The 21,048-nt window shown below is 68.5% G+C and carries 19 protein-coding genes and 2 tRNA genes; 9 read left to right on the top strand and 12 right to left on the bottom strand.

Annotated elements, in window-relative coordinates; translation table 11 throughout:
• The first annotated feature begins 16 nt into the window (after positions 1-16).
• On the top strand, positions 17-616 hold the full coding sequence (locus AVJ23_RS05740) for an inner membrane-spanning protein YciB (RefSeq protein WP_099045469.1): 600 nt from the start codon (positions 17-19) through the stop codon (positions 614-616).
• Between the two features lie 105 nt (positions 617-721).
• Here AVJ23_RS05740 and AVJ23_RS05735 read toward each other — a convergent pair whose 3' ends face one another.
• The gene (locus AVJ23_RS05735; protein WP_058861191.1) at positions 722-1,156 is read right to left on the bottom strand and encodes an Lrp/AsnC family transcriptional regulator; all 435 of its coding nucleotides are present in this window, start codon (positions 1,154-1,156) and stop codon (positions 722-724) included.
• A gap of 111 nt (positions 1,157-1,267) precedes the next feature.
• Between AVJ23_RS05735 and AVJ23_RS05730 the strand changes: the two genes are divergently transcribed.
• The 4 genes from AVJ23_RS05730 (at position 1,268) to AVJ23_RS05715 (ending at position 6,454) form a co-directional block, all read left to right on the top strand.
• The gene (locus tag AVJ23_RS05730; RefSeq protein WP_058861190.1) at positions 1,268-2,386 is read left to right on the top strand and encodes a type III PLP-dependent enzyme domain-containing protein; all 1,119 of its coding nucleotides are present in this window, start codon (positions 1,268-1,270) and stop codon (positions 2,384-2,386) included.
• 73 nt (positions 2,387-2,459) lie between these two features.
• Positions 2,460-4,760, top strand: coding sequence for a xanthine dehydrogenase family protein molybdopterin-binding subunit (locus tag AVJ23_RS05725; protein WP_058861189.1), 2,301 nt, complete (start codon positions 2,460-2,462; stop codon positions 4,758-4,760).
• Positions 4,738-5,790, top strand: coding sequence for a T6SS phospholipase effector Tle1-like catalytic domain-containing protein (locus AVJ23_RS05720; RefSeq protein ID WP_058861188.1), 1,053 nt, complete (start codon positions 4,738-4,740; stop codon positions 5,788-5,790). The genes AVJ23_RS05725 and AVJ23_RS05720 overlap by 23 nt, the downstream gene beginning before the upstream one ends.
• A gap of 196 nt (positions 5,791-5,986) precedes the next feature.
• A complete protein-coding gene (locus AVJ23_RS05715; protein WP_058861187.1) occupies positions 5,987-6,454 on the top strand; it encodes a CoA-binding protein in 468 nt (155 codons plus the stop codon).
• 125 nt (positions 6,455-6,579) lie between these two features.
• On the opposite strand, the gene AVJ23_RS05710 is transcribed toward AVJ23_RS05715, so the two are convergent.
• Together AVJ23_RS05710 and hisF are read right to left on the bottom strand one after the other, a co-directional pair.
• Entirely contained in the window at positions 6,580-6,891 is a 312-nt protein-coding gene (locus AVJ23_RS05710; RefSeq protein WP_058861186.1) for a phosphoribosyl-ATP diphosphatase, read from the bottom strand.
• Positions 6,888-7,649 (bottom strand): imidazole glycerol phosphate synthase subunit HisF, encoded by a 762-nt coding sequence (gene hisF, locus AVJ23_RS05705; protein WP_058861185.1) that lies wholly within the window; start codon positions 7,647-7,649, stop codon positions 6,888-6,890. The genes AVJ23_RS05710 and hisF overlap by 4 nt, the downstream gene beginning before the upstream one ends.
• Before the next feature lie 96 nt (positions 7,650-7,745).
• On the opposite strand from hisF, the gene AVJ23_RS05700 reads away from it, so the two are divergent.
• Positions 7,746-8,198, top strand: a complete 453-nt coding sequence (locus AVJ23_RS05700; RefSeq protein WP_058861184.1) for a DUF302 domain-containing protein — start codon at positions 7,746-7,748, stop codon at positions 8,196-8,198.
• Between the two features lie 4 nt (positions 8,199-8,202).
• Here the strand turns inward: AVJ23_RS05700 and hisA are convergent, their stop codons facing one another.
• From hisA to AVJ23_RS05660, 8 genes are all read right to left on the bottom strand, one after another.
• Complete coding sequence (gene hisA, locus AVJ23_RS05695; protein WP_058861183.1) at positions 8,203-8,925, bottom strand: 1-(5-phosphoribosyl)-5-[(5-phosphoribosylamino)methylideneamino]imidazole-4-carboxamide isomerase; 723 nt, start codon at positions 8,923-8,925, stop codon at positions 8,203-8,205.
• 195 nt (positions 8,926-9,120) lie between these two features.
• Positions 9,121-9,759, bottom strand: a complete 639-nt coding sequence (gene hisH, locus AVJ23_RS05690) for an imidazole glycerol phosphate synthase subunit HisH (protein ID WP_058861182.1) — start codon at positions 9,757-9,759, stop codon at positions 9,121-9,123.
• Between the two features lie 73 nt (positions 9,760-9,832).
• Positions 9,833-10,420 carry an imidazoleglycerol-phosphate dehydratase HisB gene (gene hisB, locus AVJ23_RS05685; RefSeq protein ID WP_058861181.1) on the bottom strand — a complete coding sequence of 196 codons (588 nt, stop codon included), beginning with the start codon at positions 10,418-10,420 and terminating at the stop codon, positions 9,833-9,835.
• A gap of 159 nt (positions 10,421-10,579) precedes the next feature.
• Positions 10,580-10,654: transfer RNA gene (locus tag AVJ23_RS05680), tRNA-Gly, on the bottom strand.
• A gap of 56 nt (positions 10,655-10,710) precedes the next feature.
• Positions 10,711-10,785, bottom strand: a tRNA-Gly gene (locus AVJ23_RS05675).
• 104 nt (positions 10,786-10,889) lie between these two features.
• Positions 10,890-11,768, bottom strand: a complete 879-nt coding sequence (locus tag AVJ23_RS05670; RefSeq protein ID WP_058861180.1) for a helix-turn-helix transcriptional regulator — start codon at positions 11,766-11,768, stop codon at positions 10,890-10,892.
• Between the two features lie 172 nt (positions 11,769-11,940).
• On the bottom strand, positions 11,941-12,486 hold the full coding sequence (locus tag AVJ23_RS05665) for a DUF2314 domain-containing protein (RefSeq protein WP_058861179.1): 546 nt from the start codon (positions 12,484-12,486) through the stop codon (positions 11,941-11,943).
• Positions 12,487-12,660: 174 nt separating this feature from the next.
• The gene (locus AVJ23_RS05660) at positions 12,661-16,110 is read right to left on the bottom strand and encodes a pyruvate carboxylase (RefSeq protein ID WP_058861178.1); all 3,450 of its coding nucleotides are present in this window, start codon (positions 16,108-16,110) and stop codon (positions 12,661-12,663) included.
• A gap of 211 nt (positions 16,111-16,321) precedes the next feature.
• Here AVJ23_RS05660 and AVJ23_RS05655 point away from each other — a divergent pair, with 211 nt between their 5' ends.
• Positions 16,322-16,780, top strand: coding sequence for a BLUF domain-containing protein (locus AVJ23_RS05655; RefSeq protein ID WP_058861177.1), 459 nt, complete (start codon positions 16,322-16,324; stop codon positions 16,778-16,780).
• Here AVJ23_RS05655 and AVJ23_RS05650 read toward each other — a convergent pair.
• Positions 16,744-17,904 carry an alpha-hydroxy acid oxidase gene (locus AVJ23_RS05650; protein ID WP_058861176.1) on the bottom strand — a complete coding sequence of 387 codons (1,161 nt, stop codon included), beginning with the start codon at positions 17,902-17,904 and terminating at the stop codon, positions 16,744-16,746. The two genes, AVJ23_RS05655 and AVJ23_RS05650, sit on opposite strands and share 37 nt — an antisense overlap.
• A gap of 134 nt (positions 17,905-18,038) precedes the next feature.
• Here AVJ23_RS05650 and AVJ23_RS05645 point away from each other — a divergent pair, with 134 nt between their 5' ends.
• Entirely contained in the window at positions 18,039-18,491 is a 453-nt protein-coding gene (locus tag AVJ23_RS05645) for a hypothetical protein (RefSeq protein ID WP_058861175.1), read from the top strand.
• A gap of 84 nt (positions 18,492-18,575) precedes the next feature.
• Positions 18,576-20,933: an ATP-dependent helicase gene (locus AVJ23_RS05640; RefSeq protein ID WP_058861174.1), complete on the top strand. Its 2,358-nt coding sequence runs from the start codon at positions 18,576-18,578 to the stop codon at positions 20,931-20,933.
• The last annotated feature ends 115 nt before the right edge of the window (positions 20,934-21,048 follow it).

Raw genomic sequence — 21,048 nt, 5'->3', positions numbered from 1 at the left:
ACAGGGAGCGCGCGACGTGGACAGACCGCAGATCAACCCGATGCTGAAATCGGCGCTGGAATTCGGCCCGATCCTGGCCTTCTTCGTGGCCTATCTCTGGCTGAAGGACGAGGTCTTCATCCTCGGCGGCACGGCCTATGACGGGTTCATCGTGGTCACCGCCGGGTTCATCCCGGTCTTCCTGGTCTGCATGGCCGCGCTGTGGAAGCTGACCGGGCATCTTAGCCGGATGCAGATCGTCACCGCGGTGCTGATCGTGGTCTTCGGGGGTCTCAGCGTCTGGCTGAACGACGAGCGGTTCTTCAAGCTCAAGCCCACGCTGATCTACCTGCTGTTCGGGACGGCGCTGGGAATCGGGCTGTTGCGCGGCGAAAGCTGGCTGCAGGCGGTGATGGAAGGGCTGATGCCGCTGCAGGACGAGGGCTGGATGATCCTGACGCGGCGCATCATGCTGTTCTTCTTCGGACTGGCGCTGCTGAACGAGGTGATCTGGCGCACGATGAGCACCGAGGCCTGGGTCTATTTCAAGACTTTCGGGCTGACCGCGTCGATCTTCGTCTTCTTCATCTTCCAGGGCGGACTGTTCAAGCGCTACGCGCTGGACGAGGAGGGCTGACGCGCCTTTCGGGGGCAGCTCCCGCCCACCCACCCCCGCCGCCCCCGAAAGGCGCGCGTGGCGCCCGGGGGCGCGTGTGCGGGTGTCATGCCCGTGGTCGGCCGGTCAGGCGCCCCGGTCGATCCGGGTGCTCAAGTGGATCAGGCTTTCCGACCGCTGCACCCCCTTGGCCGCGCCGATCTGGTCGAGCGCGCGGTCCAGCTGTTCGGTCGTGTCCGCGCCCAGCGTGGCGATCAGGTCGAACCGGCCGGACGTGGTGTGCACCGCCTCGACCTCGCTCAGCGCTTTCAGCCGGTCCAGCACGCCGGGCGTGGCCCGTGGCTCCACCGCGATCAGCACCGTGGCGCGCATCGCGGGGCGCAGCCCGGGGCCGCGGCGCAGCGTGAACCCGGCGATCACGCCGCGGTCGACCAGCCGGTCGATCCGCGCCTGCACCGTGGTGCGCGCGATGCCCAGCCGCCGGGCCAGATCGGTCACCGGCAGGCGGGCATTCTCGGACAGGAGCGCGATCAGCGCGCGGTCGGTCTCGTCAATCTGCATGATATCCTCGTCAAGGTGACGGAAAGCATGACTCGCACTGCGCGATCTGCCTAGTGAAATCGTCCGGACGCGCCGGCAGGATCGGCGAAAACACGCGCGAGGACAGACCCCATGCCATTCGACAGCAGTTTCTCCGACGATCCCGTAGCCTGGCTGGCGCGGATGCGCCCGGACGAGCCGGTCTATTTCTTCTCGCCCGCGCGGCTGCGCGCCACGGCCGAGGCGTTCCTGCAGGGCTTTCCCGGGCAGGTGACCTATGCGGTCAAGGCCAACCCGGACCCGTTGGTGCTGGACACGCTGATCGGGGCCGGGCTCGACGGGTTCGACGTCGCCTCGCCGGCCGAGATGGCGCTGGTGCAGGGCCGCGCGCCGCGGGCCCGGCTGAACTATCACAACCCGGTGCGCAGCGCGGCCGAGATCGCCGAGGCGCGCCGGCGTGGCGTCGCCTCGTGGTCGGTGGATCGCATGGGCGAGCTGGACAAGCTGGGTGACATCACAGGGTGCGAGATCGCCGTGCGCCTGGCCCTGCCGGTCAAGGGCGCGGTCTATGATTTCGGCTCCAAGTTCGGGGCGCCGCCCGAGCTGACCGTGGCGCTGCTGCGCGCGGTGGCAGCGCGGGGCGGGTTTCCGGCGATCACCTTCCACCCCGGCACGCAATGCGAGGATCCGGCCGCCTGGGCCAGCTACATCGCGGCCGCCGCCGGGCTGGCCGGGCAGGCGGGTGTCACGCTGGTGTCGCTGAACGTGGGTGGCGGCTTCCCGGCGCATCGCCATGGCACGGCGCCCGACCTGTCGCGCATCTTCGACACGATCCGCGCCGCGGCGCGCGCCGCTTTCGACCCGGTCCCGCCGCTGGTCTGCGAGCCGGGCCGGGGCCTCGTGGCCGAGGCCTTTACCCTCGCGCTGCGGGTTCGCGCGGCCGGCGACGGGGCAGTGTTCCTCAATGACGGCATCTATGGCGGGCTGAGCGAGTGGCGCGACCTGGGCCCCGCCTCGCGCATCACGGTGCTGGCACCCGACGGGCAGGCGCGGGGCGGTCCCGTCCAGCCGATGACCGTGTTCGGGCCGACCTGCGACAGCCTCGACCGGCTGTCGGACCGCGTGGCGCTGCCGGCTTCGCTGGCCGAGGGGGATTACCTGCTGTTTGCGGCCTCCGGCGCCTATGCCGCGGCGCTTTCGACCTCGTTCAACGGCTATGGCGCAAGGCGGATCGTGACAGTTCTGCGGTGATCGGGCGGGCGGACTGGACACTGGGCGCATGGCCGCTACAGTCCGCCGCAAACGGGAACGCGGGAGACACAGCATGGAAAAGTTCGGCAAGAGCCAGTCGGTCAAGCGCGTGGAGGACGAGCGGTTCCTGACCGGGCACGGGCGCTACGTCGATGATATCGCACCGGAAAACGCATTGCACGCCTTTGTCTTCCGCTCGCCCGTGGCACATGCCGAGATCACCTCGCTGGATGTCTCCGAGGCGCGCGGCGCGGAGGGCGTGCATCTGGTGCTGACCTCGCAGGACCTGCTGGATGGCGGGCTCGACACCGGGATGAGCGCCACGCCCGCGCCCAATATCGACGGCACCAAGGGGGCGGCGCCCAAGCGGCCCGTGCTGGCCGAAGGGCGCGTGCGTTTCGTGGGCGAGGCGGTGGCGGTCGTGGTGGCCGAGACCCTGCAACAGGCCCGCGACGCGGCCGAGCTGATCGAGTTCGACTATGACGAACTGCCGGTCAGCCTCGGGCTGGAGCCGGGCGGGCCCACCATCCACGACGAGGCGCCGGACAACCGCGCCTATGATTACGGGCTGGGCGACGAGGATGCCACGCAGGCGGCTTTTGACGCCGCCGCCCGGACCGTCAGCCTCGAGATCGGGGACAACCGCATCATCGTGAACTCGATGGAGCCGCGCGGCTGCTTTGCCGAATGGGATGGCAGCAAGATGCACCTGTCGGTGAACGGGCAGGGCGTCTGGGGCATGAAATCCGAGCTGGTGCGCGCCTTCGACCTGCCGGCCGAGCAGGTGCGCGTGACCAACCCCGATGTGGGCGGCGGCTTCGGCATGAAGGGCATGCCCTATCCGGAGTATTTCTTCATCCCCTTTGCGGCCCGCGCTCTGGGCCGCCCGGTGCGCTGGATGTCGGACCGGACCGAGGCGATGCTGTCGGACAATGGCGGGCGCGACCTTGTCACGCTGGCCGAGCTGGCCTTCGACGCCGACAACCGCATCACCGCCTATCGCACGCATACGCGCAGCAACCTGGGCGCCTACAACTCGAATTTCGGGCAGATGATCCAGAGCTTCCTGTTCTCGCGCGTGCTGACCGGGGTCTATGACATCCCCGTGGTCTGGCAGCGCGGGCAGGGCTTCTTCACCAACACGGTGCAGGTGGATGCCTATCGCGGGGCCGGCCGGCCCGAGGCGATCTACGTGCTGGAACGCGTCATGGACCGTGCCGCGCGCGAGCTGGAGATCGACCCGCTGGAGCTGCGGCGCATCAACTTCATCAAGCCCGACCAGTTCCCCTACAAGACCCCCTCGGGCGAGACTTATGACGTGGGCGATTTCGCCCGCGTGCTGGACCATGCCGCGCGCGCTTCGGACCTGTCGGGCTTTGCCGCGCGGCGCGCAGCCTCGGAGGCGACAGGCAAGCTGCGCGGCGTGGGGCTCTGCTATTACATCGAATCGATCCTGGGCTCGCCCGACGAGGACGTGAAGGTGGAGTTCACCGAGGAGGGCGGCGCGCTGATCTATGTCGGCACACAGTCGAACGGGCAGGGGCACGAGACCGTGTTCCGCCAGTTCCTCGCCGACCAGAGCGGCATCCCGGCCGAGCGGATCGAGGTGATCCAGGGCGACAGCGACCTGATCGCCAAGGGTGGCGGCACGGGCGGCTCGCGCTCGGTCACCACGCAGGCCAATGCCACGCTTTCGGCCGTGGCGATGATGGTCGAGGGGTTTGGCGCCTTCCTCGCCGACGAGCTGGGCGGCGATCCGGCCGATGTCAGCTTCGACGACGAGCAGTTCCGCATCGAGGGGTCGAACGAGGCGCCCACCATGCTGGAAGTGGCGCAGATGGCCCGCGAGAAGGGGCGCAGCGACCTGCTGGTCTGGCAGACCTCGGCCCGGCTGCCCGGGCGCTCCTATCCCAATGGCTGCCACGTGGCCGAGGTCGAGATCGACCCCGAAACCGGCGAGACGGTCTGCGATCGCTACATGGTGGTCGACGATTTCGGCAATCTCATCAACCCGATGCTGGCCGAGGGGCAGGTGCATGGCGGCGTGGCCCAGGGCTTGGGCCAGGCGCTGACCGAACGGGTCGTCTATGACGAGGAGGGCCAGCTTCTGACCGCGACCTTCATGGATTACGCAATGCCGCGGGCCTATGACATGCCGATGATCGGTTTCGAGACCGAGCCGGTCCCCTCGACGGCGAACCCGATGGGGATGAAGGGTTGCGGCGAGGCCGGCACGGTGGGCGCGCTGGCCGCTGTGACCAACGCGGTGCAGGACGCGCTGTGGGATCGCGGGCTGCGGCAGGTGGACATGCCCTTTACGCCCGGCCGGGTCTGGGCGATGCTGAACCGGGATGAACAGATCGCGGCTGAATGACAGGCTTTTCGGGTGGCTCCGGCGGCGTTTCGCCACCGGCCACTCGGCCTATTCGCGCCATCGCGGCAGCGTCGATCACGTGATCATCCTCGACGGCACCATGTCGTCGCTGAAACCCGGGGAAGAGACCAATGCCGGTCTGACCTTCCGCCTGCTGTCCGAAAGCGGGCGGATCTCGGTCTTCTACGAGGCCGGGGTGCAGTGGAAGGACTGGGCCACCACGGCTGACGTGGCCATGGGGCGCGGCATCAACCGGCAGATCCGGCGCGCTTATGGCTATCTCGCCTCGCGCTACCGCGAGGGCGACCGGATCTTCCTGATGGGCTATTCGCGGGGTGCCTACGCGGCGCGCTCGCTGGCCGGCGTGATCGACTTGGTGGGGCTCTTGCGCGCCTCGGCCGCGACCGAGCGTAATATCCGCCAGATCTACCGCCTCTACCAGTATGACCCGCACGGGACCGCCGCGGCACAGTTCGCCGCGCGGCATTGCCACCCGCAGGCGCCGATCGAGATGGTAGGCGTCTGGGACACGGTCAAATCGCTGGGCCTGCGCCTGCCGCTCTTCTGGCGCCTGACCGAGGGCGAGCACGCCTTTCACAACCACGCGCTTGGCGCCTCGGTGCGCCACGGCTTTCACGCGCTGGCCCATGACGAGACGCGGCAGGCCTATGCGCCGGTGCTGTGGCAGACCCCGCCCGAGCGCGCCGGTGACGTGGAGCAGGTCTGGTTCCGCGGCACGCATGGCGATGTGGGTGGGCAGCTGGACGGGTTCGACGCGGCGCGCCCGCTGGCCAATATCCCGCTGGTCTGGATGCTGGACAAGCTCGAGGCCTGCGACCTGGGCCTGCCTGAGGGCTGGCGCGACCGCTTTCCCTGCGACCCCGAAGCGCCCTCGATCGGGACATGGGCGGGGGTGAGCAAGCTCTTCCTGCTGCGCGCGCCGCGCATCATCGGCACCGATCCGTCGGAGCGTCTGCACGATACGGTGCTGCGCCGCGCGCCGCTGCCGGCCGACGGGGTGCCCGGGTGAGGCGGGAAAGACGCAGTCAAGAGAATACGATCACAAAACTGCGACTGCCCTTTAAACTGTGACTTTCGAGCCCATCTTTCTGTCAGGTCGCGAAGACGGAACCTTCGCGAAACCTTCACTGTCCCTCGTTCCGTAACTGGCGCCCGGTATTGACCGGGCGCTTTTTCTTTGCCCCGATCCCGGCTAGGGTCGTGCCATGAGCTATTCCAACGCCCATCTCAAAAGCATCCTGACCCGCACGCGCGAGATTGCCGTGGTCGGCGTGTCGCCCAACCAGGTGCGGCCCAGCTACTACGTGGCGCGCTACCTGTCGCTGAAGGGTTTCACCGTCTACCCGGTCAACCCGGGCCATGTCGGCAAGACGCTGTTCGGCCAGACCGTGCGCGGATCGCTGGCCGATTGCCCCGACAGCGTGGACATGGTCGACATCTTCCGCCGCTCCGAGCATGTGCCGCCCATCGTCGAAGAGGCGCTGGAGGCCTTTCCGCGCCTGCGCACGATCTGGATGCAGATCGGCGTGGTGAACGAAGAGGCGGCTGCCCGGGCCGAGGCCGCGGGGGTGGAAGTGGTCATGGATCGCTGCCCGAAGATCGAGTACCAGCGCCTGTTCGGCGAGCTGCGCATGGGCGGGTTCAACACCGGCGTCATCTCGTCCAAGCTCTGAGCGGGGCGGAAGCCGCTTCGAAGCGGCTTCATTCAAGCGGCTTGCAAGCCGCTTTGTCACGCGATTTGCAAATCGCGTCCGAACGCCCTTCGAAGGGCGTTCCGCGCCCGACCCCGACGGGACGCTCAGCGATTGCGGGCGGCCTTTTCCTGCAATCCCGACCGGTCCTGTCGGGCCTCGAGCACCGCCATCACCTCGGCCAGCGTCACGTCCCGGGCGCGCAGCATCACCAGCAGGTGGAACAGCACATCCGCCGCCTCCGAGGCCAGCCTCTGTCGATCGCCCTTGACCGCCTCGATCACCGCCTCGATGGCCTCCTCGCCGAATTTCTCGGCCGTCTTCTCGGGCCCCTTGGCCAGCAGCTTGGCGGTCCAGCTCTCCTCGGGCGAGGCCGCGGCGCGGGTCGCGACGATGCGTTCCAGCTCATCCAGCGTCATGTGAGCCTCACCGGGATGCCGGCCGCGGCCATGTGGGCCTTGGCCTCGTGGATCGTGTAGGTGCCGAAATGGAAGATCGAGGCCGCCAGCACGGCGCTGGCATGGCCCTCGGTCACGCCCTCGACCAGGTGGTCCAGCGTGCCGACCCCGCCCGAGGCGATCACGGGGATGTCCACCGCATCGGCGATGGCGCGCGTCAGGGGCAGGTTGAACCCGGCCTTGGTGCCGTCGCGGTCCATCGAGGTCAGCAGGATCTCGCCCGCGCCCTTCGCGGCGATATCCCGGGCGAAGGCCACCGCGTCGATCCCCGTGGGCTTGCGCCCGCCATGGGTGAAGATCTCCCACTTGCCGGGGGAGACGGTCTTGGCGTCGATGGCGCAGACGATGCACTGGCTGCCGAACTGGTCGGCCGCCTCGGCCACCACCTCGGGCCGCGCCACGGCGGCGGAGTTGAGGCTGACCTTGTCCGCCCCGGCCAGCAGCAGGGCGCGCACATCGGCCACACTGCGCACGCCGCCGCCCACGGTCAGCGGGATGAAGCATTGCTCGGCGGTGCGGGTCACCACGTCGAACATGGTGCCGCGGTTCTCATGCGTGGCATGGATGTCGAGAAAGCAGATCTCGTCGGCGCCGGCGGCATCATAGGCGCGCGCGGCATCCACGGGGTCGCCGGCATCGCGCAGATCGACGAAGTTGACACCCTTGACGACGCGCCCGTCGGCCACGTCGAGGCAGGGGATGATGCGGGTCTTCAGCATGGCGGAACTCACCTGTCGGTCACGCCGTTGTTTATGGGCAATCCGGCCGACATGCCAGAGGCTGCGGCCCGGAAACCCCGATGCAAGGAGAGCCCGATGCCCCGTATCCTGCCCGCCCTGTCCCTGGTCGCCGCGCTTTTGCCCGGCCTGGCCTCGGCCGAGATCCAGCGTGTCGAAGCGGCGCGCGACGTGCCGGCCACGATGGATGCGCTGCAGGCGGCGGTGGAAGGGGCCGGCGCCACGGTCTTTGCCCGGGTCGACCACGCCGGTGGCGCGGCCGATGTCGGGATGGAGCTGTCCCCGGCGCAGCTGCTGATCTTCGGCAACCCGCAGCTGGGCACGCCCGCCATGCAGGACGCGATCGAGGCCGGGCTGCACCTGCCGCTGCGCGTTCTGGTCTACGAGGATGACGCAGGCCAAACATGGCTGGCCTACGAGGCACCGGCCGAGACGCTGACGGCGCTGGACGGCATCGAGGCCGAGGCGGACTACCTGTCGAAAATGGCCGGCGCGCTGGAAAAGCTGACCGGCGCCGCCGCGGCGCCGTGACGGCTCAGGTCTTGAGCAGCTTCAGCGCATCCTTCAGGTCGATCGCCCCGTCATAGAGCGCCCGGCCCGAGATCACGCCATTCAGCGAAGCGCCGCAATCGCGCAGCGCCTTGAGATCCTTCAGCGAGGACACGCCGCCCGAGGCGATGACGGGGATCGTCATGGCCCGTGCCAGCGCCGCCGTGGCGGGGATGTTCGGGCCCATCATCGCGCCGTCGCGGTTGATGTCGGTATAGATGATCGCGGCCACGCCGGCATCTTCGTAGGACTTGGCCAGGTCCACCGCGTCCACGTCGGTCACCTCGGCCCAGCCCTTGGTCGCCACGCGACCATCGCGCGCGTCGATGCCCACGGCGACCTTGCCGGGAAATTCGCGCGCGGCCTCGCGCACCAGGTCGGGGTTCTCGACCGCCACGGTGCCGAGGATCACGCGGGTCAACCCCTTGGAGATCCACATCTCGATCGTGGCCATGTCACGGATGCCGCCGCCCAGCTGGGTGGGCGTCTGCGCCTGGCTGAGGATCGCCTCGACCGCCGCGGCATTGACCGGCTGCCCGGCAAAGGCGCCGTTGAGATCGACGAGATGCAGCCACTCGCAGCCCTTGGCGACGAATTCCAGCGCCTGGGCCGCGGGGTCGTCGTTGAACACGGTCGCCTTGTCCATGTCGCCGCGCAGCAGGCGCACGGCCTTGCCGTCCTTGAGGTCGATGGCCGGGTAAAGGATCATATTTTGCCAGCCCTTCCAGTCCGTTGGCGCCGGGGTCTGCCCCGTCATGACATAATCGCAGCGCGTGTGGCATGTTTTTCGCCGCGCCGCAGCCAAAAACATGACCCCGAGTGAGGCGACCTTACGCCGCAGACGATATCAGGTTGAATTCAGTGAAAAGTGCTTGCGCGTGGGTTGAGCCGCCCTGCGCGTGCCTCACGGCCGCCAGGCGAGGAAATTCGCGATCATGCGCAGCCCGGCCCCGGCGCTCTTTTCGGGGTGGAATTGCAGTCCGATCACGTTGTCCCGGGCCACGATGGCCGTCACCGGACCGCCATAGTCGACATGGGCCATGCGCTGTTCGGTGGTGGCCACCTGCATCTGGTAGGAATGCACGAAATAGGCATGCTCGCCGCTGGCCAGCCCGTCCAGCACCGGGTGGGCGTGGTCGATGACCAGGTCGTTCCACCCCATATGCGGCACTTTCAGCGCAGCGTCACCGGGCGCGATGGGCACCACCTCGCCATCGATCCAGCCCAGACCGTCGGTCTCGGCGTATTCATGGCCCTTGCGGGCCATCAGCTGCATGCCGACACAGATGCCCAGGAAGGGGCGGCCGCGATGGGCCACCGCCTCGACCATCGCCTCGAAGCAGCCCGAGGCGCGTAGGGCGCGCGCGCAGGCGGGGAAGGCGCCGTCGCCGGGCAGCACGATGTGATCGGCCTTGGCCACGATATCGGGATCGTCGGTCACCACGACGCGGGCATCCTGCCCGGTCTCGGCCGCCATCTTCTGAAAGGCCTTCTCTGCCGAATGCAGGTTGCCGCTTTCGTAATCTATGATGGCTGTGAGCATGGCATGCCTTTCGGGATCTGCGGCGCCGGCAAAGCGTGAAACGGGGCCGCGGTCAAGAGGGCGGGCGCGGGCGTCAGAGCGCGCCCTTGGTCGAGGGGATCGCGTCGCCCTTGCGCGGATCGGGCTCCACCGCCTCGCGCAGGGCGCGGGCCACGGCCTTGAAGGCGGCCTCGGCGATATGGTGGCTGTTCAGCCCGTGCAGCTGGTCGACATGCAGGGTGATCCCGCCATGGGTGCTGAAAGCCTGGAAGAACTCGCGCACCAGCTCGGTGTCGAATGTGCCGATCTTCGCCGTCGGCAACTCCACGTTCCAGACGAGGAAGGGCCGGGCGGACAGGTCCAGCGCGGCGCGCACCAGCGCATCATCCATGGGCAGCAGGCAGGCGCCGTAGCGGCGGATGCCGCGCTTGTCTCCCAGCGCCTGTGCCAGCGCCTGGCCCAGGCAGATGCCGGTATCCTCGACCGTGTGGTGGTCGTCGATATGCAGGTCGCCCTCGGCGCGGATGGTCATGTCGATCAGCGCGTGGCGCGCCAGCTGGTCCAGCATGTGATCGAAGAAGCCGACGCCTGTGCGGTTGTCATAGCGCCCGCTGCCATCGAGGTCGATCTGGACCGAGATCCGGGTCTCGGCGGTCTCGCGGGTGATCTCGGCACGGCGCATGGGCACTCTCCTCTGACGGTGGCGCCCTTATAGGCAGGGCCGGGCAGGGGGAAAAGCCCCGCGGCGCGGTGATTTGCGCCTGATGCGGCGGTCCGGCAGGCCGCATCCATCGCGTCTGGCGACGACGATCTTTTTGGTGGGTCTGGAAAGAGTGGCTGATGGAGCGGGCGATGAGATTCGAACTCACGACCCTTACCTTGGCAAGGTAATGCTCTACCCCTGAGCTACGCCCGCATATCCATCATGTGCGTGCGGATCCTGTCGGGCAGTGCCCCGATCCGCTGACCATCTGGAGCGGGCGATGAGATTCGAACTCACGACCCTTACCTTGGCAAGGTAATGCTCTACCCCTGAGCTACGCCCGCGTGCCAAATGGTGGAGCGGATGTAAGACGCGTGGCCGGGGCGTGCAAGCGAAAAATGCACCGCGCGCCGGATTTCCTGTCGCGCGGGCGCGGATGACTGCCGGGCTACTCGGCGGCGGTGCGGGTCAGGGGTTCGGGATGGCACATTTCGGCGCTGTCGCCCGCCCCGAGGGTCTCGGGATCGGCCAGATGCGCGGCCTGGGCGCGCAGCAGCGGGTCGCCGACCAGCCCCAGCCGCATGGCCAGCGCCGCCAGTTCGGACCGGGTCTGCGCGCCGGTCTTCTGCTGCACGCAGGCGAGCCGCTGGCGCACGGCCGAGAAGGAGATGTCGAGGCTGTGGGCGATCTGCTTGTCCATCAGCCCCTCGCCCACCAGCCGGATGAGGTCGCGCTGCTTGGGCGTCAGGCCGCAGCGCGTCTCGAAGGCGCGGCGCAGCAGCTCGCCATGGCGGGCATGGCCAGACAGGGCCGCGGCGTGCAGCGCCCAGCCATGGCTGGCCAGGAGCGATTCGAAGGCCGGGCGCGAGAGCCGGCCGCCAAAGAGGATCAGCGCCGCCTGGCCCGGATCGCGTGCGGGCAGGGGCAGGACCAGCCCGGCCTCGAGCCCCATCTCGGCGCACAGCGCATCCGCCGCGACCCGGCGATCGGTGACCGGGGCCGGGCCCGACAGGGCGGTGCCGATCAGCCGGGGCGTCAGGGCGCGGGCGTCCTGCGCCGCGGGGGCCAGCCCGGGATGGCGCCGCAGCGCGTCCTGCCAGCGCCGCGCCAGCGTGCTGCGCAGGAACTGCCGGCCCGCGGGGTCGCGCAGGTCGGCGGCATAGACGTAATGGACCACGTCGAGCCCCAGCGGCCGGGCGAGATCCAGAAACGCGGTCCAGACGCCCTCGGGGCTCTGCGCGTCTTCGAGCTGGTGCAGGCTGTCCTGCAGCAGCGTCGGCAGGCGCAGCGCGGCGCCAGCCCGTGTGGGGGCGATCCTCTGTGTCATGCCCGCGATCCTGCCCGATCCCGCGCGCGGCACCAGTCAGGTATTCCTGCCCGCGGCGCGCCTCGTGCCCCGCGGCGCGCGGCCGAGGGGGCGGGATTTTCGAGTATTTTCGGAAAGATGAAAGGGCAGGGGTGCGACGGGCGCTGCCTGTCCTGCATGGCCGGGGGGCGCGTCAGTTGAAGCGCCAGTCGGGCGGCAGCGGGTTGTCGATCAGTAGCGGGCCGTAGCGGGCCCGTGTCGCGGCCGGGGCGGTCTGCAATTCGACCCGGGTGGTGTAATAGCCGTAGAAGCGCCCGTCGACCGCCTGTACCGCCCAGTCGGCGATCTGGCTGTAGGCGAAGGTGACCTCGGTGCCCGGGCCCTCGCCGGGCCAGCCGCGCGGCCAGCCGGCCAGCCGGGCCTTGAAGAGCGAGCCATGGCGGCGGATGCTGTCCACCCAGATGAGCTCGACCGGGCGCTCGGTATTGGGCACGACCAGCGCCACGCGGAAGGCCAGCGAGGGGCTGAACCTTCCGCCCGATTTCTGCATCGCGCCGATGGCCGAGGGCAGGGTCTTGCGCGCCGCGCTGAAGGCCTCGGTCAGGTCGGGATTCGAGCTGATCACCTTGAACGGCGTGAAGGGCCGCTCGCCGAACGGGTTGTTCGCCAAGGCGGGCCCTGCGGCAAGCGCCGCGCAGAGCAGAACGATGGCCGGAACGAAGGCAGGCCAAGGGCGCATCGCGCGTTCCTTCCCCCAAAGGACACGATGGCCCGAGTGTAGGCCGGAAGGGACGGGTAAGGGAACCGGAATCCGCGGATTTCCGATGCCGGAATATTCTTCACCGGCGATTTTTCGCGTTGGCGCAGCGGGCTCGCGGCGCCGCCTCATGTGGAGAACGGCGCCGCCTCGCGGTCAGTCCTCGAACTCGACCAGCAGGTCCTTGGCGTCGATCTGGCCGCCGGGCTGGACATGCACGGCCTTGACCGTGCCGTCGCGCTCGGCGTGCAGGCCGGTCTCCATCTTCATCGCCTCGATGGTCAGCAGCAGGTCGCCCTCCTTCACCGTGTCGCCCGGCTTGACCGCCACGGTCGCCACCACGCCCGGCATGGGGGCGCCCATATGGGCGGGGTTGCCCAGCTCGGCCTTGGGGCGCTTGGCCTGCGCGCCTTGTGCCTTGCGGTCGGGCACGCGCACCGTGCGCGGCTGGCCGTTCAGCTCGAAGAAGACGCGCACCTCGCCGTCATCCTGCGTCTCGCCGACGGTTTGCAGCCGGATCTCCAGCGTCTTGCCGGGGTCGATCTCGGCGGTGATCTCCTCGCCCGGCTCCATCCCGTAGAAGAAGGTGCGGGTGGGCAGGGTGCGGACCGGGCCGTAGGATTCGTGACGGGCGGCGTAATCGGTGAAGACCTTGGGATACATCAGGTAGCCGTTCAGGTCCTCGTCATCGAACTCCACCTCCTCGAAGAGACCCTGCAGCTCGGCGCGCTTCTCCTCGATGTCGATCGGCGCGGCGCGCTTGCCGGGGCGCTCGGTGAAAGGTGTCTCGTCCTTGAGGATCTTCTTCTGGATCTTGGCGGGCCAGCCGCCCGGGGGCTGGCCGAGATTGCCACGCATCATGTCGATCACGCTGTCGGGGAAGGAGAGGTCCTTTTTCGGGTCCTCGACATCGGCCCGGGTCAGCCCTTGGCTGACCATCATCAGCGCCATGTCGCCCACCACCTTGGAGGACGGCGTGACCTTGACGATGTCGCCGAACATCTGGTTCACGTCGGCATAGGCCTGCGCCACCTCGTGCCAGCGCTCCTCGAGCCCGAGGCTGCGGGCCTGGCCCTTGAGATTGGTGAACTGGCCGCCCGGCATCTCGTGCAGGTAGACCTCGGAGGCGGGGGCCTGCATGCCGCTTTCGAAGGCCGCGTACTGGCCGCGCACCGCCTCCCAGTAATTCGAGATCTCGCGGATCGCGCCGATATCCAGCCCGGTGTCACGCTCGGTGAAGCGCAGCGACTCCACGATCGAGCCCAGCGTCGGCTGCGATGTGTTGCCCGAGAGCGCATCCATGGCGCCGTCCACGGCGTCCACACCGGCGCGCGCGGCCTCCATGATCGTGGCGATGGCCGCGCCCGAGGTGTCATGCGTGTGGAAATGCACCGGCAGGCCGACCTCTTCCTTGAGCGTGCGGACCAGCGTGCCGGCGGCGTTGGGCTTGAGCAGCCCGGCCATGTCCTTCAGCCCCAGCACATGCGCGCCGGCGGCCTTTAGCTCCTTGCCCATGGCGACGTAGTATTTCAGGTCGTACTTGGCGCGGTCGGGATCGAGCAGGTCGCCGGTATAGCAGACCGTGCCCTCGAGCACCTTGCCGCTTTCCAGCACCGCATCCATGGCGACGCGCATGTTCTCGACCCAGTTCAGGCTGTCGAAGACGCGGAACACGTCGACACCGGTCTCGGCGGCCTGTTTCACGAAGAACTGCACCACGTTGTCGGGATAGTTGGTATAGCCCACGCCATTGGCGCCGCGCAGCAGCATCTGGGTCATCAGGTTGGGCATGCGCGCGCGCAGGTCGCGCAGGCGCTGCCAGGGGCATTCCTGCAGGAAGCGATAGGCCACGTCGAAGGTGGCGCCGCCCCAGCATTCCACGCTGAAGAGCTGCGGCAGGCTGTGGGCATAGGCCGGGGCCACCCGGATCATGTCGAGCGAGCGCATCCGCGTGGCCAACAGCGACTGGTGGCCGTCGCGCATCGTGGTGTCGGTAATCAGCAGCTGCGGCTGCTCGGTCAGCCAGTCGGCCACGGCCTGCGGGCCCTTCTCCTCCAGCAGGTTGCGCACGCCGTAGGGCGGGGTCGCATCCCAGGCCACTTCCGGCGGGCGGGCCGGCTTCAGCTCGGGGTGCGGGCGCGGGCGGCCCTGCACCTCGGGATGGCCGTTCACCGTGATGTCGGCGATATAGGTCAACACCTTGGTGCCGCGGTCGCGCCGCTTCTTGAAGTCGAACAGGTCCGGCGTCGTGTCGATGAACTTGGTCGTGTACTGGTTCGTCAGGAAGGTCTCGTGCTTGAGCAGGTTGATGACGAACTCGATATTCGTGGTCACGCCGCGGATGCGGAACTCGCGCAGGGCGCGGTCCATGCGCTTGATCGCCTTCTCGGGGGTGGGCGCCCAGGCGGTGACCTTGACCAGCAGCGAATCGTAGTAGCGCGTGATCACCCCGCCGGCATAGGCGGTGCCGCCATCCAGCCGGATCCCCATGCCCGTGGCCGAGCGGAAGGCCGCGATGCGGCCGTAGTCGGGGATGAAGTTGTTGGTGGGATCCTCGGTGGTGATCCGGGTCTGCAGCGCGTGGCCGTTCAGGCGGATGTCGTACTGGCTGGCCTTGCCGGTGGCCTCGGCCAGGCTCTTGCCCTCGGCGATCAGGATCTGCGCCTGCACGATGTCGATGCCGGTGACCTCCTCGGTCACGGTGTGTTCCACCTGGACGCGCGGGTTGACCTCGATGAAGTAGAACTTGCCGCTGTCCATATCCATCAGGAACTCGACCGTGCCGGCGCATTCATAGTTCACATGTGCGCAGATCCGGCGGCCCAGCTCGCAGAGCTCCTCGCGCTGCGCCTCGGACAGGTAGGGGGCGGGGGCGCGTTCGACGACCTTCTGGTTGCGGCGCTGGACCGAGCAGTCGCGCTCGTACAGGTGGTAGATCGAGCCCTGCTTGTCGCCGAGGATCTGCACCTCGACATGGCGGGCGCGCAGGATCATCTTTTCGAGATAGCCCTCGCCATTGCCGAAGGCGGCCTCGGCCTCGCGCCGGCCCTCCAGCACCTTGTCCTTCAGCTCCTTGCCGTTCTCGATCGGGCGCATGCCGCGCCCGCCGCCGCCCCAGCTGGCCTTGAGCATCAGCGGATAGCCGATCTCCTCGGCCTCTGTCGCGATGGCCTCGAAATCGTCGCCCAGCACCTCGGTCGCGGGGATGACCGGCACGCCGGCCTCGACCGCCACGCGCCGCGCGCTGGCCTTGTCGCCAAGCGCGCGCATGGTCTCGGCGCGCGGGCCGATGAAGGTGATGCCCTCGCGCACGCAGGCATCGACGAAATCGGGGTTCTCGGAGAGCAGGCCATAGCCCGGGTGGATCGCGTCGGCGCCCGACTGCTTGGCCACGCGGATGATCTCCTCGATGGCCAGGTAGGCCTGCACGGGGCCCAGCCCCTCGCCGATGCGATAGGCCTCGTCCGCCTTGAACCGGTGCAGCCCCAGCTTGTCCTCCTCGGCATAGACGGCGACGGTCTTCTTGCCCATCTCGTTGGCCGCACGCATGATGCGGATCGCGATTTCGCCGCGGTTCGCGATGAGGATTTTCTGGAAATCGGGCATGGGGAACCTCTTCTGGGGACGCTTGCGCGCCGGTCGGGTCTGGAATTTGGGCGATTAAGGCCGGTGCCGCGGTGCAGCGCAAGGGGGATTTGCAAATTATCCCGCGCAGGGCCGGGGGTTTGCAAATTCTGGCGGGTGGCTGTTAAGGGCCCGGAAAGGTCTCGGCGCTAACATCCGTCTGGTGTCGTCCCCCTGTGACCGAGTGTTTTCCGTGAGTGCCCGCCTTTACCGACTGATCTATGTCAGCGCCGCCAGGCGCCTGTTTTCGCAGGAAGATCTGCGCGCCCTGCTGGGCAAGGCGCGGGGCAACAATGCGCAGAACGGGATCGGCGGGCTGCTGCTTTACCATGACGGCTCCATCCTCCAGGTGCTGGAGGGGGAGGAGGACGAGGTGCGCGCCTGTTTTTCGCGGATCCGGCGCGATCCGCGCCACGGGCAGGTGATGTGCCTGTTCTCGGCCCCGGTGGACCAGAAGCTGTTCCCGGACTGGGGCATGGGCTTTGCCCGGCCCGAGATGCTGGGCACCGGCAATGGCGACAGGGTGCGCGCGCTCGACGCGGTGATCGATGACCTGCCGCGGCTGGCCGCGCTCGACCGGCGCACCGCCCACGTGATCCGCACCTTCTTCCGCACTCACCGCGGGCTGGCCGACCGTGTCTCGGCGAGCTGAGCCTGCCCGCGCAGATCGACCGGCCGCGCCACGCCCAGCTGGCCCAGGCAGGCCGCCAGGTCGCGGCGCAGAAGCTCGATCAGGTGGTCGGGCCCGTCCGCCCCCAGCGCGCAGACCGCGTAATGCCAGGCCCGGCCCAGCATGATGAAATCGGCCCCCAGCGCGATGGCGCGCAACATGTCCAGCCCGCCCTCGATGCCGCTGTCGAAGAGGATCGGCAGCGTGGTGGCGGCGCGCACTTCGGGCAGCGCCTCGATTGCCGCGGGGGCGGCGTCGAACTGGCGCCCGGCATGGTTCGACACCCAGATCGCATCGGCGCCCTCCTCCTCCAGCCGGGTGGCATCCTCGGGGCGCAGGATGCCCTTGACCACCAGCTTGCCCTCCCAGTGCTCGCGCAGCCAGGCGAAATAGGACCAGTCCGGCGCGGTGCGCAGCAGGTACCCCACATGCGCCGTGGGATCGCGCGAGCCGATATCGGTCACGTATTTGTCCAGCGTCTTCATGCGCGGCATGCCGGCGCGGGCCCGCGCCAGCGACCAGGCCGGCCGCGTCATGCATTGCGCCACGATGCGCGGCGTCAGCCGCGGCGGCTGGACCAGCCCGCCCTGCACCTGTTTCTCGCGCCGCGCCGCCACCGGCACGTCCACCGTGAAGACCAGCGTGGAAAAGCCCGCATCGCGCACCCGCGCCAGCAGGTCCAGCCGCACTGCCTCCTCCCGGGGCGGGTAGAGCTGGAACCAGCCATGCCCGTCCGTCAACGGGCCGATCTCTTCCGGCGTCATGTTGGCCACGTTCGACAGCGCATAGGGCAGCCCGGCCGCGGTCGCCGCGCGTGCCAGCATCGCCTCGGCCCCGGGCCAGAGCAGCCCCGACTGGCCCACCGGCGCCACGCCGAAGGGCAGGGGGTGGCGGCGGCCCAGCAGCTCGGTGCCGAAATCGGGGGTGATCTCGCCGAACAGGACGCGCGGCCAGAACAGCACCGCGTCCAGCGCGGTGCGGTTGCGCCGCGCGCTGGCCCCGGTGCCGGTGGCGGTGTCCAGATAGGCCCAGGCGAAGGGCGGCACGCGACGGCGGGCGCGGCGGCGCAGGTCGTCGACGGTCAGGTAGCGGCTGTGAAGATCCATGCCGCCATGTGACGCCGGAACCCGGCCGCTGTCCAGCCACCGGGGAATCTTCAGCGAATTTTAAGGGTCTTTTCCCAAACTCCTTTGCAACCCGGAAGCAGAGAGCCGGACAGCACAGGAAAGGAGCCCGCCCCATGCATGCCCTGATCGTCGATACCGATCCCCGCCGCCTCGACCCTGCCCAGATCGCCCTAGTCGAGCTGGGGGTGCAGGTCACCGGCGGCGGCCCGCTGCTGGCCCGGGCCTGCCTGTCGCACGCGCTGGTCGACCTGCTGGTGCTGGACCTGCAGGCCGATCCCGACGGCGCGCTGATCGACCTGGCCGAGACGCGCAACCGCCGGCTGGTCAGCATCCTGCTGTCATCCGATGTCGCCCGCGACACCGAGCGGATGACCCGCGCGCATCGCTCGGTGCATTGCGTGCTGGGCCGCGACGTGGCGCCGACGCTCACCGCCAAACTGGGGCTCGCCTCGCTGACCGGCGGCCCTGTCTGCCCCGCGCAGGAGGCCCGCCCCGTCGCGCCACCACGCCCCGAGATCACCGCGCGCCCGGTCTTCTACAGCCGCCGCTGCGCGCAGGCCGCCTGACACGCCGGCGGATCTCGGCGAAGTTTCGGGAACACAAGGCGAACACACCTTTTCCTCGGGCCGCTCAGGCGTTATCTTGCCCCCATGAGCAGCTTCGACGAACTCGACGCCTTCGAAGGCGCGTCCCTGTCCGCCCGTGCCATGCAGGCGCGCCCCTCGCCCTATCTCGACGGGCTCAACCCCGCGCAGCGCGAGGCGGTCGAAACGCTGGACGGCCCGGTCCTGATGCTGGCCGGCGCCGGCACCGGCAAGACCAAGGCGCTGACCGCCCGCGTGGTGCACCTGCTGAACACCGGCCGCGCCCGCCCGAACGAGATCCTCGCCGTGACCTTCACCAACAAGGCCGCGCGCGAAATGAAGAGCCGCATCTCGGGCATGCTGGGCCAGACGGTCGAGGGGATGCCCTGGCTGGGCACCTTCCACTCGATCTGCGTCAAGCTGCTGCGCCGGCATGCCGAGCTGGTCGGGCTCAAGTCCAATTTCACCATTCTCGACAGCGACGACCAGCTGCGCCTGCTCAAGCAGCTGGTGCAGGCGGCCAATATCGACGACAAGCGCTGGCCCGCCCGGATGCTGGCCGGCATCATCGACAACTGGAAGAACCGCGCGCTGACGCCCGACCGGATCCCGGCCGCCGATGCCGGCGCCTACAACCATCGCGGCCCGGAACTCTACGCGCTCTACCAGGCCCGTCTGAAGGAGCTGAACGCCGTCGATTTCGGCGACCTGCTGCTGCACGTGGTACAGATCTTCCAGACCCACCCGGACGTGCTGGAGCAGTACCAGCGCTGGTTCCGCTACATCCTCGTGGACGAGTACCAGGACACCAATGTCGCTCAGTATCTCTGGCTGCGCCTGCTTGCTTCGGCGCATCGCAACATCTGCTGCGTCGGCGATGACGACCAGTCGATCTATGGCTGGCGCGGCGCCGAGGTGGGCAACATCCTGCGATTCGAGAAGGATTTCGAAGGCGCCCATGTCGTCCGGCTGGAACAGAACTACCGCTCCACCCCGCATATCCTGGCCGCCGCAGGCGGCGTGATCCGCGGCAATGCCTCGCGGCTGGGCAAGGAGCTCTGGACCGAGGCGCAGGAGGGCGAGAAGGTCCGGCTGATCGGCCATTGGGACGGCGAGGAAGAGGCCCGCTGGGTCGGCGAAGAGATCGAATCGATGCAGGGCGGCACCCGCGGGATGCGCCCGTTCAGCCTCGACGAGATGGCGATCCTCGTGCGCGCCAGCCACCAGATGCGCGCCTTCGAGGACCGCTTCCTGACCATCGGTCTGCCCTACCGCGTGATCGGCGGCCCGCGCTTCTACGAGCGGATGGAGATCCGCGACGCGATGGCCTATTTCCGGCTGGTCGTGTCACCCAGCGACGACCTCGCCTTCGAGCGGATCGTGAACACGCCCAAGCGCGGGCTCGGCGACAAGGCCCAGCAGATCATCCAGAAGATCGCGCGCGAAAACGGCGTCTCGCTGCTCGACGGCGCCGCGCTGGCGGTGGAGCAGGGCGCGCTCAAGGGCAAAGGCGCCAAGGCGCTGGCCCAGCTCGTGGTCGACCTCGCGCGCTGGGGCCGGATGACCGGCGACAAGGACCTCACCCACATGGAACTGGCCGAGATCGTGCTGGACGAGAGCGGCTATACCGCCATGTGGCAGAACGACAAGACGCCCGAGGCGCCGGGCCGGCTGGAGAACCTCAAGGAGCTGGTCAAGGCGCTGGAAGGCTTCGAGAACCTGCAGGGCTTCCTCGAACATGTCAGCCTCGTGATGGACAATGAAAGCGACGAGGCCGGCGCCAAGGTCTCGATCATGACGCTGCACGCCGCCAAGGGCCTGGAGTTTCCCGCCGTCTTCCTGCCGGGCTGGGAAGACGGGCTCTTTCCCTCGCAGCGCTCCATGGATGAAAGCGGGGTCAAGGGGCTCGAGGAAGAGCGCCGCCTCGCCTATGTCGGCATCACCCGCGCCGAGGAGGTCTGCACCATCTCCTTCGCCGGCAACCGCCGCGTCTTCGGCCAATGGCAGAGCCAGCTGCCCTCGCGCTTCGTCGACGAACTCCCCGAGGACCATGTCGAGGTACTGACCCCGCCGGGGCTATATGGCGGCGGCTACGGCGCCGCGGCGACCGGCATGGGCGGGCTGAACTCGACGCTGGAAAGCGCCGCGGCCGAGGCCAATGTCTACAACTCGCCCGGCTGGAAGCGCCTGCAGGAACGCCAGTCCCAGCGCCCGGTCAGCCAGCCGCGCGAAAGCCGCACCCAGGTGATCGATCTCGACGCGGTCTCCTCGCACATGGTGGGCGAGCGTGTCTTCCACCAGAAATTCGGCTACGGCGCCATCACCGCCATCGAGGGTGACAAGCTCGAGGTCGATTTCGAGAAGGCCGGCCCCAAAAAGGTCGTCGCCCGCTTCATCGTGGCCGCGGACGACGTCCCCTTCTAGACCGCGCAAGCCCGCCTCGCGCGGTCTTCGGGCCCCAGGATCCCATCACGCTCAAAGCGGGCCGCCGGACCCACGGCCCGCCTTTCATCTTTCCGACAATACTCCGGGGGTCCGG

The sequence above is a fragment of the Pseudoponticoccus marisrubri genome (assembly GCF_001482405.1).
Lineage (GTDB): Bacteria > Pseudomonadota > Alphaproteobacteria > Rhodobacterales > Rhodobacteraceae > Pseudoponticoccus > Pseudoponticoccus marisrubri.
This window is presented reverse-complemented; position numbering and strand designations above follow the sequence as displayed.